The 16,855-nt window shown below is 61.9% G+C and carries 15 protein-coding genes; 1 reads left to right on the top strand and 14 read right to left on the bottom strand.

Features of this window, described 5'->3' with window-relative positions:
• Nucleotides 1–15 precede the first annotated feature (15 nt).
• The 6 genes from ACELLULO517_RS25165 to ACELLULO517_RS25140 all read right to left on the bottom strand — a co-directional run bounded on the left by ACELLULO517_RS25165 (nt 16) and on the right by ACELLULO517_RS25140 (nt 5,831).
• A complete protein-coding gene (locus ACELLULO517_RS25165; RefSeq protein ID WP_227310207.1) occupies nt 16–366 on the bottom strand; it encodes an MmoB/DmpM family protein in 351 nt (116 codons plus the stop codon).
• Nucleotides 367–396: 30 nt separating this feature from the next.
• Nucleotides 397–1,485, bottom strand: a complete 1,089-nt coding sequence (locus tag ACELLULO517_RS25160) for an aromatic/alkene monooxygenase hydroxylase subunit beta (RefSeq protein WP_227310206.1) — start codon at nt 1,483–1,485, stop codon at nt 397–399.
• A gap of 40 nt (nt 1,486–1,525) precedes the next feature.
• Nucleotides 1,526–2,605 carry an NADH:ubiquinone reductase (Na(+)-transporting) subunit F gene (locus tag ACELLULO517_RS25155; protein WP_227310205.1) on the bottom strand — a complete coding sequence of 360 codons (1,080 nt, stop codon included), beginning with the start codon at nt 2,603–2,605 and terminating at the stop codon, nt 1,526–1,528.
• Between the two features lie 70 nt (nt 2,606–2,675).
• Nucleotides 2,676–4,346, bottom strand: coding sequence for an aromatic/alkene/methane monooxygenase hydroxylase/oxygenase subunit alpha (locus tag ACELLULO517_RS25150; RefSeq protein WP_227310204.1), 1,671 nt, complete (start codon nt 4,344–4,346; stop codon nt 2,676–2,678).
• Nucleotides 4,347–4,590: 244 nt separating this feature from the next.
• Nucleotides 4,591–4,767, bottom strand: coding sequence for a hypothetical protein (locus ACELLULO517_RS25145; protein ID WP_227310203.1), 177 nt, complete (start codon nt 4,765–4,767; stop codon nt 4,591–4,593).
• Between the two features lie 20 nt (nt 4,768–4,787).
• Complete coding sequence (locus ACELLULO517_RS25140) at nt 4,788–5,831, bottom strand: NAD(P)-dependent alcohol dehydrogenase (RefSeq protein ID WP_227310202.1); 1,044 nt, start codon at nt 5,829–5,831, stop codon at nt 4,788–4,790.
• Nucleotides 5,832–6,074: 243 nt separating this feature from the next.
• On the opposite strand from ACELLULO517_RS25140, the gene ACELLULO517_RS25135 reads away from it, so the two are divergent.
• Nucleotides 6,075–7,910 carry a sigma-54-dependent Fis family transcriptional regulator gene (locus tag ACELLULO517_RS25135; protein WP_227310201.1) on the top strand — a complete coding sequence of 612 codons (1,836 nt, stop codon included), beginning with the start codon at nt 6,075–6,077 and terminating at the stop codon, nt 7,908–7,910.
• A gap of 67 nt (nt 7,911–7,977) precedes the next feature.
• Here the strand turns inward: ACELLULO517_RS25135 and ACELLULO517_RS25130 are convergent, their stop codons facing one another.
• Genes ACELLULO517_RS25130 through ACELLULO517_RS25095 form a run of 8 tightly spaced genes read right to left on the bottom strand, consistent with a single transcriptional unit; the run spans nt 7,978 to nt 16,705 of the window.
• A complete protein-coding gene (locus ACELLULO517_RS25130) occupies nt 7,978–9,621 on the bottom strand; it encodes a peptide ABC transporter substrate-binding protein (RefSeq protein ID WP_227310200.1) in 1,644 nt (547 codons plus the stop codon).
• 45 nt (nt 9,622–9,666) lie between these two features.
• Nucleotides 9,667–10,995 carry an NAD(P)/FAD-dependent oxidoreductase gene (locus ACELLULO517_RS25125; RefSeq protein WP_227310199.1) on the bottom strand — a complete coding sequence of 443 codons (1,329 nt, stop codon included), beginning with the start codon at nt 10,993–10,995 and terminating at the stop codon, nt 9,667–9,669.
• Nucleotide 10,996: 1 nt separating this feature from the next.
• Nucleotides 10,997–11,698: an SDR family NAD(P)-dependent oxidoreductase gene (locus ACELLULO517_RS25120; RefSeq protein ID WP_227310198.1), complete on the bottom strand. Its 702-nt coding sequence runs from the start codon at nt 11,696–11,698 to the stop codon at nt 10,997–10,999.
• Complete coding sequence (locus tag ACELLULO517_RS25115; RefSeq protein WP_227310197.1) at nt 11,695–12,705, bottom strand: ABC transporter ATP-binding protein; 1,011 nt, start codon at nt 12,703–12,705, stop codon at nt 11,695–11,697. Before ACELLULO517_RS25115 ends, ACELLULO517_RS25120 begins: the two co-directional genes overlap by 4 nt.
• Nucleotides 12,702–13,703, bottom strand: a complete 1,002-nt coding sequence (locus ACELLULO517_RS25110) for an ABC transporter ATP-binding protein (protein WP_227310196.1) — start codon at nt 13,701–13,703, stop codon at nt 12,702–12,704. The genes ACELLULO517_RS25115 and ACELLULO517_RS25110 overlap by 4 nt, the downstream gene beginning before the upstream one ends.
• Nucleotides 13,700–14,596, bottom strand: a complete 897-nt coding sequence (locus tag ACELLULO517_RS25105; protein WP_227310195.1) for an ABC transporter permease — start codon at nt 14,594–14,596, stop codon at nt 13,700–13,702. The genes ACELLULO517_RS25110 and ACELLULO517_RS25105 overlap by 4 nt, the downstream gene beginning before the upstream one ends.
• On the bottom strand, nt 14,593–15,543 hold the full coding sequence (locus ACELLULO517_RS25100) for an ABC transporter permease (RefSeq protein WP_227310194.1): 951 nt from the start codon (nt 15,541–15,543) through the stop codon (nt 14,593–14,595). The genes ACELLULO517_RS25105 and ACELLULO517_RS25100 overlap by 4 nt, the downstream gene beginning before the upstream one ends.
• A 7-nt stretch (nt 15,544–15,550) precedes the next feature.
• Entirely contained in the window at nt 15,551–16,705 is a 1,155-nt protein-coding gene (locus ACELLULO517_RS25095) for an NAD(P)/FAD-dependent oxidoreductase (RefSeq protein WP_227310193.1), read from the bottom strand.
• Nucleotides 16,706–16,855 lie beyond the last annotated feature (150 nt).

Genomic DNA, 16,855 nt, shown 5'->3' with positions numbered 1-16,855 from the left:
CGTTCGCTTGAGTCGTTAGATAAAGTCGCGGACATCGTCCATATTGCCGAATAGAACGACGGTATTATCGTCTACCATCACCATCCTTCCGTAATGGGTGGAGGTGGAGATTTCGAAAAGATGGGGCGTCATCTCACGCCCCAGCCGCTCGGTAATCTCGTCCATCTTGAATTCCATGCGGCCCTGGCCGTCGACGCGGATCATCGCCGGCATATAGGTGACAGTCACGCCGGGCTTTTCGCCCATGACCTCGGCAATGACGCGCGCTTCCACACTGTCATTCATGGTCACGCCGCACTGGTCCGAAATCGTCGTCTCGAACTGCATGTCCTTCATGGACTTGAAGATATTATCTGTATGAGACATCGGTCGCTCCTTCGCGTTCAGGGCAAGAGATCAGGCGTCGACGATCGATCGCACATCGATATTGGTTTCGGCACCGATCGCGCGGAGACGATTTTTCGCAAGCTCCAAAGCTTCCGGGAACTGCGCGACCTTCACCCGCGGCTGCGACCATATCGGCTGCAATCCTTGCGCGGCCGCCATGGCGAGCGTGCCATGCCGATGCAGCCAGGTACCGAACAGCCGGCGGTTGTGATCGCCATGCCCCTCATCCAGCATCAGCATGCGAAAGAGTTCGACGGCATTGGCAAGGTTGCGCTCGTAATCGCCCTCGGCCGCCGACACGACGGCCGGCGTAATGAAGTCGTTTTGGGAGGCAGCCGCCTGCATGATGAAGCCGCTGCGGAACAGCTCACCCACCAGCGGTTCGAAGACCAGATTGACCGCGAAATACTGCTCCAGGAAATCCGTGGCGCCGCCGATGGTTTCCACCGCGCGACGCGTATCCTGCCAGATCGGGTCGTCCACCCAATGCTGCTTGCCGGCGTCGCCGTTGAAATTCTCGATATCCATGCCGATTTCGGACAGGTACAGCGTCAGGTCCTGCGCGAAGCGGATTTTGTAGGAGGAATTGGTCAGGATCGCGTTATTGATCATCTGCGTATAGCCGTAGCGCTGCGCCTGCATGGTCGCGGTGCCGAGGCCGAATTCGGCATGCTTATAGGCGCCGATATGATCCTGCAGGATCTTGACCCAGGCGGGGTCGAAGCGCTTCGGCGCGCCGGCGCGGCGCCCATTCTCCACGACATTCTGGATCATGCCGCAGATGGTCGACTGACGCTGGTAATGCGTGCGTTCCCATTCCTGATCGATGCTGCGATAGGCATGCCAATCGGAGGATTTGGCTTCCGTCCAATTCTCCGAATAGGTCGGCGTGCCGTCCGCGAAAGAAATGATCCAATCCTGCAGCAGATAGCGCTTGGGATCGGGCTGCACATCGACGGTCATATCCTCGTAATGCGTCGCGCGCCGGCCCTTGGGATCGAAATAATTGTATTTGCGGCTATCCGACCCGGCAAAAGTCGCGGCCCCTGCGGCGCCCGATTTTACCGGGCTGACCGGCGGTTGCACTGCTGCACTCATCTGTCTTTCCTTTCTTTTTTTGCTTTTGGACGAGCGGTGATCAGCGCGTCGCGGTCGTGAACTTGTCGAAATAGATGCGCTCGGGCTCGACACCGGCCACTTGCAGAACCGGCAGCACGGCATCGATCATCGGCGGCGGTCCGCAGGAATAGGCGTCGATCTCCCCATCCAAACCCTCTGCCCGGAGAACCCGCGCGACGACGTCGTGAATGAAGCCGGTCTCCCCCGTCCAATCGTCCCCCGGTTCCGCATGGGACAGAGCCGGGATGAATTGGAAATCCGGCAGCGCCGCGCCGATGGCCGCGAACTCAGCCACATGAAAAAGATCGGCCTTGGTGCGGGCACCGTAGAAGAAGCGCACCGGGCGTGTGTCACCCTGCGCGATGTGATCCTGCAGGATGGACCAGAGCGGCGACATGCCGGACCCGCCGCCGACAAGGACCAGTGGGCCAGGCCGGCCTTCGCGGTGAAAGCAGGTCCCGTACGGTCCCTTGATTGTCAGCGCATCGCCCGCCGCCAGACCACCGTCCAGCCGGGAGGAGAAGGCGCCGTTCGGATAAAGTTTGATGATGAATTGCAGGGTTTTGACGCCGCCCGCAGATTGCGGACCCGGCGCATTCGCCATGGAGAAAGCGCGCGTGATCCCGCTGCCCGGAATGGTGATATCCACATATTGCCCGGCCCAGAACCGCAAAGGCGCCTGCAGCTGCAGGGTTAGAAGACGGATATCCCGCGTCAGCGGCTGGACGGAAACGACCGTCGCCGCAATCTCCTTCACCGCGATGGACCGGCTGAGCAGATCCTCGTCGTAATTGAGCAATTCGACCGTGATATCGCTATAGGCCAGCGTGCGGCAGAGCAGAATATGATCCGTGTCGCGTTCCGATTCCGGCAGAGCGAAGGTCGAATATTTCAGCAATTCGATGTCGCCATCGATGAGCTTCGATTTACAGCTCGCGCATTGTCCTTCCTTGCAGCCATGCATGACGGAGATGCCCTGGCGGAAGGCGGCGTCGAGCACGGTTTCCCCTTCATCCACTGTCATTTCGATGCCCATCGGCTCGAAACGCACAGTATGGGTCACAACCTCAGTGTCGGTCTTGGTAATGGTATCGTTCATGGCGGCCCCTTATCGGGATGCGGGGGTGGGCAGGACCCGGCTGACGCCGGGTCCCTTCGCATGGCAATGATCAGTTAACCGGATTGATCTTGAAGCCCTTGCGGTATTCGGCCAGATGCGCTTCCCGCGCCTCGGGCGTCATGCCGCGGATCGTCAGCAGCGGGCTGCCGAGCGTATGGCCGCGGACATGATCCAGCGTCCACATCTCCCGATCGTCGAACCGCAGATGCGGCTGCGGCACCAGCGTCTTGCCGTCGCCCCGCACGAAGCCGAGATCCTGGATGGCATCCGCCAGATCCCAGCCGTGGTAGCATTCCTCCCACTCACGCCTGCCGCTGAAGCGGCCCATCGCGGGTGTCGGCCGGCCTTCATAGGTGGCAGCGAAAGCCGTCTTATGCGTCCAGCGGCAGAGTTCCGAGCAATAGGTCTGGATTTTGCCGTCGACCTCATCACAGACGATATCCTCGCGAATCAGGCAAGGAACCATGCAGCTCCAGCAGCGATGTGGATAGACATAACCCGTCTCGGTGTTGAAGGTCATGACCGTCTCGCCGGGCTTGCTCAGCTTGCCATACCATTTCCAGTAATCGCCGAATTCGGCGTACCAGCCCGGATATTTATGCTCGAACCACTCAAAATCCTTCTCCGTCTGGGCTTCGATGCGCCAGAAATTGAGCGGCCAACCGACCGAGAAGAATTGCGCGGTCTTATGCACATAATGCTTCTTGACCATACGCTCCCAGGCCGCGCCGACATCATCGTGATGGATCTTGATGCCGTATTTCTCCAGCGGCAGCATATAGGTGCGGTAGTAATCCTCGTAGATCCAGCGATGCCAAAGCTCAGCATAGCTTTCCTTGTTCTTGTCGCGATCGGTCGTCGCATACTCGATCAAAGTGCCGATGGCGGCATCGACGATCGCGTGATTCTGCCAGAAGGCATAGCGCAGATCGCGTTCGATCAGCTGATGATTGTCCGGGTCGTTGATGATCGACATCAGCATGGAATGGCCGTTGCCGATATGCCGGCTTTCGTCGGATTGCACCGACAGAAAGACCGTCGGCAGCGCATAATCGCCGTTGCGCGCGGCTTCCGACGGCATGGCGACGAAAAGCGTATTGGTGAAGGCGGTTTCCGCCACGACCGTCAGATAGATATTGGCGGAGGTGATGGCGTCACCGGTGACAAAGCCCTCGGCGAATTGGCGGCCGATGGTGGTCGCATAGCAGCGCCCGAAAGCGGCTTCGGTAATATCGAACCCGGCCGGGTCGATATAGTTTTCCATATACCATTTCTTAAGATTCATCTGAATGGTCGAATGCCGGAACTCATCGACCATCTGCATCGTAAAGCCGGTGCGCAGCTCCTCGCCCGGCGCCAGCCGCGCGACCATGGCCATGGACCTTGCCGCCGAAATTTCCGGGAAGGGAATGATCGCCAGGAACAGCTTCATCCATTCGACCCAGCGCGGCTCGACATTGCGGAACATATCGCCGCGCAGCGCCGCATCCAGCGCGCCATAGACGCGATTGTCCTTTTCTTCCTGCATGGGGAAGTAGGAGCGCAGCACCTGCTTCATCGGGTCGCGCGGTGCTTTCTTGATCTTGTAGTCGGTCGGGAAGGTCATCGCTTCCTGGACATAGCTCGGCGTCCAGCCCAGATCGGCGACGCGTTTCGCGGCCTCGCCGATGCTGATCCCCTTTTGTGCGGTGATCTTGGTTAAAGACAGGCTATCAGGCATCTGAACATCTCCTTGGATCTTGTTTGATCGTCTGATCCGTTTTTGCGGCAACGCGGCCGATGCGAGTGCGAGATCATCGCTACAGCCGACACCACCTTTATAAGATAGCAAGTGTTATGCCAGATAAGGACTATCGCGCTTCGCCAGGATTTACGCAAGTATTTGATGATTGATAATATTTACTGCGCCGCAGCATGTCTTATTCTGAAACAGGTCGTATTTTTACTGTATCAATTTGGGACAATCAGGTCGTTTGATCTGGGCCGCCGGGCCGCCCGATCGGCTTACCGTCGGCGATGAACCGCGCGGCCAGAATCAAGGTGCCCATCGTGAAATCCTGGCCATGCGCGTCGATCATCTCCTGCGCCAATAGGCCGAGGCGTTTGAAAAACTCGTCCTTGGACCGTTCTTCCTCGGTCATCGCTGTGCCTCCCGCTTGCGTCACGGAATGAGCACCGCGCGGCCACGAATGCGGCCGTGATGCAGATCCTGCAGCGCCTGATTGGCGTCCTTCAGCCGATATTCCCGCGTCGAGAGATGCACGAGCCCGCGATCGGCCAGCGCCATCAATTCCACGAGTTCCGGGTAGGTGCCGACGAGATTGCCGACGATCGTCTTTTCGGAGGTGATCATGTCGAGCGTCGGCATTTCGATGCGCCCGCCGTAACCGACGATATAATAGAAGCCGGCATTGGCTGTCATGGCGAGACCCTTGGCGACGGCATCGCCTTCACCCACGAAATCGATCACCGCTTCCGCGCCGCGGCCGCCCGTCAACGCCAGGATATTCTCGACCTCCTCGCCGTCCGCGCGGATCTGATGATGCGCACCGCAATCCTTCGCGAGGGCGAGGCCGGTATCGGACCGGTCAACCGCGATGATCTCGGCCGCGCAAAGGGCGGCCAGAACCTGAATGCCGATATGGCCAAGACCGCCGGCACCGATGACGACGACGAACTGGCCGGGGAGTAGATGACGCGAGGCTTTCTTGGCGGCGCGATAGGCCGTCAGCCCGGCATCCGTATAGGGCGCGACATCCTTCGGCGCTAAACCTTTCGGAAGTTTGATGAGTGAGCGCTGTCCGGTGCGCAGATAATCGGCATAGCCGCCATTGGTATTGACGCCGGGAAACTGGCTGTCCGTCGCGTGCATGTCATCGCCCCGGCGGCAAGCGAGGCAATGGCCGCTGGTGACCAGCGGATGGCAGATCACGGCATCGCCGACCGCAAAACCCTCGACGGCAGGCCCCATTTCCTCGATCCAGCCGGCATTCTCATGGCCCATAATATAGGGCAGCTGGACATCCACCTTACTGCGCCAGATGCCCTCGACAATATGCAGATCCGTGCGGCAAACGCCGGCACCGCCGACACGCAGGATGACGTCGGTCGGTTTTTCGATCTTGGGATCAGGAACATCCTCGTATTGCACAAATGTATCCGATGAGAGCGTCTCATCATAGCGATGCAGAACGGCTGCCTTCATGGCGGTTTTCTCCTCTCGCCCGTTTCGTGATGACGGGTCTTAGGAGGAGTCTTTAGTGCATAGGCCGTGCCATTCTCGGCTATGTCATCATAACAAGGACTTGGCGGCGTCTTGTTTCAAAAAACATTGTTCCGGGCGGAACAGATCACACAAGAAAGCGTTCCGTTTTGGAACAGTTGCCGTTTGCGCCGGGGCTTTGGTAGTCTTCGCATAATGCCTCGCAAAGCAGGCGGATAGGAAGCGATGCTGATCTCAACGGAAGATCGTCTGATCCGTGCCCGCGCGGTGCTGGAACGGCGTCACGCCATCCCCACGGATTTGCTGGCGCCGGACATTTCCGCGAGCTGGTCTCGCTGCCTGGACTACGGATTAGATCCTGAAAAGCCGCCACCGCTCACGCATGTGGCGGTTGATGCGCTGCGACATGCAAGGGACGAGACCGGTGCCATGCGGCCCTTGGTGCTGGCCGAAATGGAAAACCTGTATCATCAAATTGCCGGCAGCAATTTCATGATCGCCTTCGCGCGCGGTGATGGTTTGCTGCTCGACACCATTGCCGATAGCAGTTTCGGCGCGACCGCCCATGCCACCCGCATTCAGCCGGGCTGCCTTTGGTCCGAGGAAGACTGCGGCACCAATGCGCTCGGCAGTGTCGCTGCCACCAGGCGGGCTTTGACGATCCATGGCGGCGAGCACTTTTTTAACCGCTACGATCAATTGACCTGCACGGCCGCGCCCGTCTTCGCGCCCGACGGCGCTCTCGCCGGCGTGCTGGACGCGTCCTCGGATTGCCGGTCGCGGCAGCAGCATACCCGCGCTTTGGTCTCCATGGCCGCAACCCAGATCGAGAACGGATTGTTCCGCGACAAATATCGGGACGCCATCGTCATGGCCTTCCACAATCGCGCGGAATATCTCCATACGCTCAGCGCCGGTCTTATGGCTTTCGATCCCTCCGGCACCATTCTGAGCGTCACGCCGCGCGCGCGGCTGTTTCTGCAGGGCCTGCCGGCCAGCGCCGGTCGACGCTTCGACGAGGTGTTTCGCCTGCCCTTCGGCGCCTTCATCGATGCCGGACGGCTGACGCCGCAAAGCCGGCTGCAGGACCGCGTCGGCAGCGTTTTTCTGGCCCATCTGGAACATCTCTCGCCGCAGCCGAAGACCCTCTCCCACAAGGCCGCGCCCGCCACCAAGCCGGGCTTCATCGCCGCCGACCCTGCCGTGATCACCGCCATGCATCAGGTCGAGGCGGCCGCCATCCGCGGCCTGCCCATTCTGATCAGTGGCGAGACCGGCACGGGGAAGGAGCAGCTGGCCCGCCACGCCCATGCGGCGAGCGGACGGCGCGGTGCCTTCGTCCCCGTCAATTGCGCGGCCCTGCCCGAAACTCTGGTGGAGGCCGAACTGTTCGGCCATGCCGAAGGCGCCTTCACCGGTGCCCGGCGCGGTGGCGCTGCGGGGCTGGTGACGCAAGCCCATGGCGGCACCTTGTTCCTGGATGAGATCGGAGACATGCCGGTGGGTCTGCAGGCCGTGCTGCTGCGGCTGCTGGACGACTGGACGGTGCGCCCTGTCGGCGGCCATGGCGGCCGCCAGGTGGATGTCCTGCTCGTCGCCGCCACCCATGTCGATCTGACCGAGCAGGTGGCCCAGGGGCGCTTCCGCGCCGACCTGTATTATCGGCTGGATACGATCGAGGCCCATCTGCCGCCGCTGCGGTCGCGGACGGATTTCGCGGAGATTGCGCGCCATATTCTGGCGTCGCTCGGCCGGACGACCGAGATCGAGCCGAGCGCCCTCACGCGGTTGGCGCGTCACGCCTGGCCCGGCAATATCCGCGAACTCCGCAACCTGCTGACCCGATTGACCTTGATCGATCCCCCCGACCAGATCGACGACGCGCTGATCGCGCATGCGCTTGGCCCGTCGACGAGTGCTGCCAGCAATCTGCGCGGCCAGACGGCTGCGCGTATCGCGGCCGTGCATCGGGAAGTGGGCGGTAATCTGAGCGCCACGGCGCGGCGCCTGGGCGTGTCGCGCAATACTATCTACCGCGCCCTGCGGCGCGGCGACGGCTGACGCGTCTGGTCAAAGCTGACAGGATCACGCGGCCGGGGCGCGGCACTGCGCCCCAGCCGCGCCGGGTTCAGCTCGCCCAGTACCAATCGCGAATGTTCCAGCAGTTGGACCGGACATTCACATTCGGCGCATAGCCGACGAGATTGGATTTGGTGCCTTCCAGCATGGAATACTGGAAGATCGGCAGAAACGGCAGATCGTTGCGCAGGATTGCCTGGATCTGCTGATAGATGGGCTTGCGCTTGTCCTGATCCTGGATCGCCGCCCCTTCATCCAGAAGCTTATCAACCGCCGGGTTGCTGTATTCGAAAGTATTCTGACCCGAGCCACCCTTGGCCGGGGAGGAATGGCTGTCGAAATAATCGGGCGCCGAAGGATCAGGGCCGGTCATGAAATCGAGCCCGGCAATAGCGGTTTCGAATTTCGACTGCATCCAGAAATCGCCCCACATGACGGCCGGCGGCAGATTGTTGATTTTCATCTCGACGCCGATATCCTGCAGCGTCTGTTGAATCAGCTGCTGCACCTGCTCGCGCAGATGATTGCCGGCGGTGGTGGAATTGGTGAAGCTGAGACGCAGACCGTTCTTTTCGCGAATGCCCCCCGCGCCCGGCTTCCAGCCGGCATCATCCAACAGCTTCTTCGCCGCTGCCTCATCATAGCTATGTTTCGGCAAATCCGGATTGAAGGCCCAGGATTCGGTCGGCAGATAGGATTCCGTTGGTTTCGGCAAACCATAGTATAGATCAGTGATGATGCTGTCCTTGTCGATGGCGGCATAGATCGCCTGACGCACGGGAAGCTCGGCAAAGATCGGGTGGGAGAGGTCGAAATCGAAGGTTTCGATAAAGGCCTCCGGCGCGGAGGAGACGATGCGACCGGGCAGCTTCACCGCCTCGGCATAGTGATCATCCGAAATGCCCTGAAGGCCGATATAGTCGATATCGCCGGTGCGGAACTGCGTATAGAGCACGGTCAGATCCGGCACGTATTTGAAGACCAGCTTATCGACGTAAGGACCTTTGCCGTAGAACTTGTCATAGGCAGCGAGCGTGATGTGGTCACCGGGCACGCGGCTCTCCCACTTGAACGGGCCAGTGCCGATGGGCGCGTTGTTGAAGGGTGCCGTGCGATAGTCCGCGATGCCTTCCAGCTTGTGCTTCGGCACCAGAAAGGTCCAAGACAAAATCGACATATAGGGTGAGAAGGCCTTCACCATATCCCACTTGATTTCGGTCGGGCTGAGGATGGTGATATTGCGCACCAATTCATGCCCGGCCTTGCTGAAGGCCGGGAAGCCCGGCGTGTTGATCAGATCCAGTGTGAACTTGACGTCATCGGCGGTGAAGGGCGTGCCGTCATGCCAGGTGACGCCCGGGCGCAGTTTCAGATGCCAATGCAAGCCATCGGCCGAAACGCCGCCATTCTCGGTCGTCGGCACTTCCGCCGCCAGTTCCGGCACGAAGCTGCCCTTGGGGTCCACCGACCAAAGCGGGCTGAAGAGATTCATATAGACCCCCTCATCCACTTCGATATGGAGCAGAATGGGGTTGAACACCGTCGGCTCCTGCGAGATGCCGGCGATGATCTGACCACTGCGCTTGTCGGGCGGCGATGACGCCGCAAACGCGCTGGCGGGCAGAAGCGGGGCCGCGCCGGCCGCCAAGGCCAGCCCCATCAGCTTGCGGCGTGAGAGGAAGAAGTCGGTCATGCGAAGTTCCTCGGCTGCTAGTCGGTGTGTTGTGAAAGCGTCCTGTCAGAGCCCGGCTTCGACGATGATGGGTGACCCATCGCTGAAGCGGGAGAAGCGGAAAGCTGTGGGATCCACGATCGGCGGGCTGCCGGTCGCAAGATCGGCCGCGAGACGGCCGGCGGCCGGACCGATGCCGAAGCCATGGCCGGAAAAGCCGGTCGCGATGACCAGGCCCGGCATTGTATCGACCGTGCTGATCACCGGCACCGCATCGGGCATCGCGTCGATCAATCCGGCCCAATGCTGCTCGATCTTCATGCCGGCGAAGGCGGGAAAGGCGCGGATGAGGCGGTCTTTGACCTTCATGAGATTGGCGACATCCGGCGTCGGGTCCAGCACGCGGGTTGTCTCGAAGGGTGATATCGCATCCAGGGCCCAGGTTTTGGGCGTTCGCGCTTCCGTCATGAAGCGATCATCCAGGCGCAGACGCAGCCCTTTCCATTCCGCCTTCAGCGCCGGCAGGAATTTGGTCGCGAAACGGAAGGTATCCGGCACGATCGGTACCAGCGTGCCATGGCCGTCCGCAATGGTATAGCCGCCATCCTGGCGACGGCGAAAAGCGAAATCATTGGTCCAGGCGGCGGGTTCGGGCGCGCCGTCCAGGGGTGCGGTGCGCATGACGCTGGACAGCACTTTCAGCTGCGGCAGCGTCAGGCCAAGACTGCCGCAGAACAGACGCGTCCAGGCGCCACCGGCCAGAATGACGGCATTGCAGGCGATCCGCCCTTGCTCGGTCACCACAGCCGAGACACGACCGGCCGTCCGTTCGATGCCGCGCACGGCGCAATTCGTGAGGATCGACGCGCCCATGACGCGCGCGGCGCGGGCGATGGCCGGTGCGGCCTTCTGCGGCTCCGCCCGGCCATCCGTCGGGCAATAGAGCGCGCTACGGAAGCGCTTGGTGGTATTGGGCAGCAGCTTGGCGATCTCATCCGGGGTGATCTGCCGCACGCCCATCTGATAGGGCTCGGCGCGCTGCAACCATGCGCTGTGATGGTTCTCGACCGCCTCGGTCTCCGCGACATAGAGAATGCCGGCGGCCTTGAAGCCGGTATCCGCGCCGATGCGCTTGTCCAGCCCTTCCCATATGCGCAGACTTTCCATGATCAGCGGCATTTCCCGCTGGTCACGTCCGGTCTTGCGCACCCAACCCCAGTTGCGGCTGGATTGCTCACCGGCGATTTGGCCCTTTTCGCAAAGGGCGACGCTGATGCCGCGCTCGGCCAGCGCATGGGCGGCGCTAACACCGATGATGCCGCCGCCGATAACGACGACATCCGCCTGTGTGGGGAAATGCGCCTCGGGATCGACGGGTTCGACAACCGGCCCCATGTTACAGCCTCCCCTCAGGCTGCCAATTGACCGCGACTTCTGCGACACTCGCGGTATTGGGAAGATCGAGTGCCACTTCCACCAAATGCGCGATATCGGCTGGCTGTGTCATCTGCGCCGCATCCACACGATCCGTCGCCGCCGCCTTGCCCATATCGGTCGCGACATAGCCGGGGCAGATGGCGGTCGCGCGAATGCCCTGATCCCAGCCGGCATGACGCAGCCCATGGGCGAGCGCCGTCACCGCATGCTTGGTGACCGCATAAGCACCAGAACCGGCGGAGGCGACCCTGATGCCGGAGAGGGAGGAGATGATGACGACGCGCCCTTGCCCGCTTGCGGCCAAATGCGGCCAGGCGGCCCGCGCCAGGCGCTGCGGCGCGCGCAGATTGACAGCCAGCATCTCCTCCATCTCGGCATCGGTTGCCTCAACAACCGATTTCGCGACCAGCACACCGGCACTGCAAATGATAGCGTCGATCCGGCCGAACCGCGCGACCGTCGCGTCAACCCAGCCGATCTCCGCCCCTTCCGCCGCCATATCATAGGGATGGACCAGCGCGTCACCGGTCGCGACCGGCTGGCGCATGCCGAGCGACAACTGCCAACCGGACGCGGCGAGACGATCGCAGATGGCGGCACCGATGCCGCGACTGGCGCCGGACATCATCGCGACGCGGGAAGAATTGGGCTGCATGGTCATCGCACTTTCAACGGGGCAGACAAGGTCAGATCATCGCGGATGCAGGCCTTGAAATGGCCCGGTCCGGCGACGCGCAGGGCCGGCTGATCGTCAGCACAGGCCGAGACGGCATAGGGGCAGCGCATGCGGAAGGCGCAGCCCGAGGGCGGCGAGAGCGGACTTGGCAGATCACCCTTCAGCACGATGCGCTGCGGGCGGCGCGCAGGGTCCGTATCCGGTGCGGCCGAGAACAGCGCTTCGGTATAGGGATGGCGCGGCCCGGTGAACAAGGCGGCCGTCGGCGCCACTTCCACGATACGGCCGAGATACATGACGGCGACGCGATCCGATATGGCACCGACAACCGCCAGATCATGCGCGATAAACAGCATCGAGAGCTGCAATTGTTCCCGCAAATCCATCAGCAGGTTGATGACCTGCGCCTGCACGGAAACATCGAGCGCGGAGACGGCTTCGTCGGCGACCAGCAATTCCGGCCGCAGCATCAGCGCGCGTGCGATACCGATGCGTTGCCGCTGACCGCCGGAGAATTCATGCGGATAGCGATCGGCAGCGGCCGGAAACAGGCCGACGAGTTGGAGCGCTTCCTCCACCCGCGCACGACGCTCCCCCCGCGCCATCTTTTCACCGTGGATGATGAGCGGTGCAGACAGAATGCTCTCCACGCTCATGCGCGGATTGAGCGAGGCATAGGGGTCCTGAAAGACCAGCTGCATATGCTGGCGGACAGGTCGCAAGGCACGGCGCGACAGATGCGTGATGTCCTGCCCGCGAAACCGGATGGCGCCGGCCGTCGGGTCCTGCAGACGCAGCACCGTGCGCCCGACGGTGGTTTTGCCCGAACCCGATTCCCCGACCAGACCCAGCACCTCCCCCCGCCCGATGGTGAAAGAGACGCCATCCACCCCGCGCACGATGCCGCGCTTGCCCGACAGCGGACTGCCGACGGGGAAATGCTTGGCGAGGTCCTGCACATCGAGCAAGGGCGCTGTCACGGTGACGGTCATACCGCAATCTCCCGCCAGCGAGCGCAACGGACCAGATGCGCCTCCGCCACGCGTTCCATCCCTGGCCGGGTGACGCCGCAAATATCGGGCTGCGCCCAGTCGCAGCGCGGCTGGAAAGTGCAGGCCGCAGGGCGATGGCGCGGGTCCGGCACATTGCCCGCAATGGCCGGCAGGCGCTGACCGGGACGAAGGGCCGCTTCCAGGCGCGGCACGGAATTCAGCAATCCGCGCGTATAGGGCATAAGCGGCGCGGCCAGAAGACTGGCGGTCGGCGCTTCCTCCACCACCTGGCCCGAATACATGACGAGCGTGCGATCCGCGATTTCCGCGACCACGCCCAGGTTATGGGTGATGAAGATGATCGCGAGGCCGGTTTCCGCCTGCAAGCGCCGCAGAAGATCCAGAATCTGCGCCTGTACGGTGACATCCAGTGCCGTTGTCGGCTCATCCGCGATCAGCAGCTTCGGCCGGCTTGCCAGCGCCATCGCGATCATGGCGCGCTGGCGCATGCCGCCCGAGAGTTGGTGCGGGTAGCTTTCCGCGCGGCGGGCTGCGTCCGGAATGCCGACGAGGTCCAGAAGCTCAATCGCACGCCGCAAAGCGGCGGTCTTGCCGCCACCCTCATGCGCCAGCACAGCCTCCGCGATCTGCCGCCCGATCATATGGACGGGATTGAGAGAGGTCATCGGCTCCTGAAAGATCATCGCAATCTCACCGCCGCGCACTGCCACCATCGCCCGCTCCGGCAGATCGAGCAGACTGATCGGCCCGTCCCTGCCCTGGAAGCGAATGCGGCCGGTGACGCGGCAAGCGGGGGCGGGCGGCAGCAGACGCATGATGGCGAGCGCTGACACGCTTTTTCCGGAACTGCTTTCCCCCACGATCGCCAAGGTCTCACCGGCCGCGACCGAGAAGGAGACGCCTTCCAGCGCCGTGACCTCACCACTATCCGAGCGGAAACGGACAGCGAGGTCTTCCACGTCCAGCAACGCGCTCAACCCGGCAGATCCATATGCGGGTCCAACGCATCGCGCAGCCCGTCGCCCACGAAATTGAAGCTGGAGACGGCAAGGGTGATGACGGCACCGGGCAACAGCGCCAGCCAAGGCGCTGTCGTCAGATATTCCTGCGCGTTATTCAGCATATTGCCCCAGCTTGGCGTGGGCGGCTGAATGCCATAGCCGAGATAGCTGACATAGGCCTCCATCAGAATGGCATTGGCAACGTTGAGCGTTGCGGAAACGACGATGGGCGCCACGATATTCGGCAAAAGCTCGCGGAACATCAGACGGGAATCGGAGGCGCCGAGCGCCTCCGCCGCGATCATATAGTCCCGCTCGCGCAAGGCACGGACCTGACCGTCGACAATGCGTGCGACCTGCATCCAGGCCGTGAGCGCGATGATGACGGTGATCGTCAGCAGGCTGGGCGTTGTCAGCGCGGCCAAGGTCAGCAGCAGGAAGATGCTGGGGAAACAGAGCACGGCATCGACCAGGCGCATGAGCGCGCCACCGATGCGTCCGCCATAAAAGCCCGAGGCGAGACCGATGATGACGCCGACGGCGGTGCTGAGGACCATGGCGACGAAACCGACGGTGAGGGAAATGCGCCCCGCCATCAACAACCGCGCCAGAAGATCGCGGCCGAGTTGATCGCTGCCCAGGATATGCGGCCCCATGAAGGGCGCCTGAAAGCGATGCCGCAGATCGATATGCAATTGATTATAGGGCAAGAGAGAAGGCCCGATGGCACAGGCCAGCACGAGGAACAGTATAATCAAAAGGCCGATGATCGCCAGGCGATGGCGCAGGAAACGACGCACCGCCCGATTGCCCTGACGCACTGGTTTCCCTGCGGCCATCTCCATCTGTGATGTCCCGACGCCGCTCATGCCAGCCTTACCCGCGGGTCGAAGACGACATAGAGGATGTCCGCGGCCAGATTACCGATCAGCGTGAGAATGGCAGAGACCATCAGCAACCCCATGACGACCGGATAATCGCGATAGCCGAGGGAATCGAGAAACAGCCGTCCCATGCCGGGCCAGGTGAAGACGGTTTCCGCGACCAGCGCACCGCCCAGCAGCGTCGGCAATTGCAACCCCGCAAGGGTGATCATGGGCAGCATGGCATTGCGCAGAATATGCTGCCGCAAGATCTGGCCAGGCCGCAGGCCCTTGGCGCGCGCGGTACGCACGTAATCCTGTGCGGCGACGTCCAAAGTTGCCGAGCGCATATAGCGGCTCCAGGTCGCGACCGTGACCAATGCGAGCACGACACAAGGCAAAATGAGATGACGCGCAAGATCCAGAACGGAGCCATTGCCGATCGTCGCTATCCCGCCCGAGGGCAGCCATTCCAGCGACACGGAAAAGATATAGATGACGACAAGGCCGAACCAGAAGGTCGGAATCGACAAGGCAACCATGGCACCGATGGTCGCCAGGTAATCCGCCACCGAATAGCGCCGCATGGCGCTGAGCACGCCGACCCAGGTGCCGATGATGACCGCCAGAATGGTCGAACTCGCCATCAGTTCCAAGGTTGCGGGCAGATGCTCCCCGATAATGGCCAGCACCGGTTCCTGATCGCGATAGGACCGTCCCCAATCGCCTTGCAACAGATGCCAGAGCCAGACGAGATATTGGATCGGCAGAGGCTGATCGAGCCCCATCTCATGCGCGATACGGTGCAGATCGGCCGCCGTCATGCCCGGCGTCAGCGCGAATTGCGACAGCGGGCCGCCGGGCGTGAGATGCAGCAGGGCAAAGCCGATGATCGAAACAATCAAAAGCAGAAAAAGGCTTTGTCCTATGCGGCTTAGAAGATAGCGCGCCATGCCGCGCTCAGCCGTGCAGAGAGAGTGATGCGGTCTTATCGTTCCGGCGCGCGAAGCGTTCGATCATGAAAGGTGCCAGATCGAAACCCGTATCGCGCCCTTCCACCAAGGCCGCGCAGATCTTGCCGGTGACGGGCCCGAGGCAGAATCCATGTCCGGAAAAGCCCATGGCGATGACCAGCCCGTCCGGGCTGCCGGCACGCTGAATGACGGGCAGCGCATCCGGTGTCTGGTCAATCAGACCACCCCAGATATCCTCGACCTCGGCATCGAAAGCCGGCGGGATCAGGCTGCCGAAAAGCTGAATGGTTGCCGCGATATCGCGCGTCGTCGGCCGCACGCGCGGCCTGTCTCCGTCTTCGATATTGCCATTCCAATCGTCGATGCCGCTGGTAAAGCGGAAACGGCCTGTCACTTCCTGCCGGCCGGCACATTCCGCATTGGCGACACCGATGACCTGTTCCAAGATCGGCGCCACCGGCCTTGTTCTGACGACAGAAACAAGCCGCACTTTCAACGGCACGTTCAGCCCCAGCGGATTGAGCAAATCATTGCCGAATATGCCGCCGGCCAGCACGACCTGACCGGCCGCGATGCGATCCCGCGTGGTGCGAACACCGGTGACCTGACCTTCCTCCACCTCGATCGCGACCACCGCCTCGCCGAAGCGCATGGTGGCGCCAAGACGTTCGGCGGCGGCAAGGAAAGCGTTCACCGTCGCGGTCGGGTCCGCATGGCCGTCCGTCGTACAATAGGACGCGCCGGTGATATGCGGGGCAACGGCGGGCGCGACATCCCGCACCGCGTCGAGCCCATCCAGAAACCTGATCGGCAATCCCTTGGCCGATTGCTCATCGACGATGGCGCAAAGAGAGGCGAGTTCCTCCTCCGTGCGGCCAAGCCGCAGATTGCCGCCACGACGATAATGCGTCGGCGCATCCAGAACTTCGTGAAGATTGCCCCAGATATCGACGGCCGCGCGGGCCAGCGGCAGTTCCGCCGGGTCACGCCCCGATTGGCGCACACCCGCCAGCGTCCAGCCCGAGGCCATAGCCGCCGGACCGTAACGGTCGATCACCGCGACCTTATGACCCGCCTTGGACAATTCATAAGCCGTCGCGGCACCGCTGATGCCGGCCCCGATGATGACCACATCGAACATCTCGACCTCACCCGGGAGTAAAAGGGTTTACGCCTGCCTCACGCTAACAAAATTGTTGTCGCATGCAACATTAATATTCATGCTAGGGTCGAAAAAATGGGAAAGCGCTGAAAATTGAAGCGTCATTCCGACCGAGAGGCAGCAGGATGA

The organism is Acidisoma cellulosilyticum (assembly GCF_020621385.1).
Lineage (GTDB): Bacteria > Pseudomonadota > Alphaproteobacteria > Acetobacterales > Acetobacteraceae > Acidisoma > Acidisoma cellulosilyticum.
The sequence above is the reverse complement of the archived record's forward strand: the minus strand, read 5'-3'. Positions and strand labels throughout refer to the sequence as shown.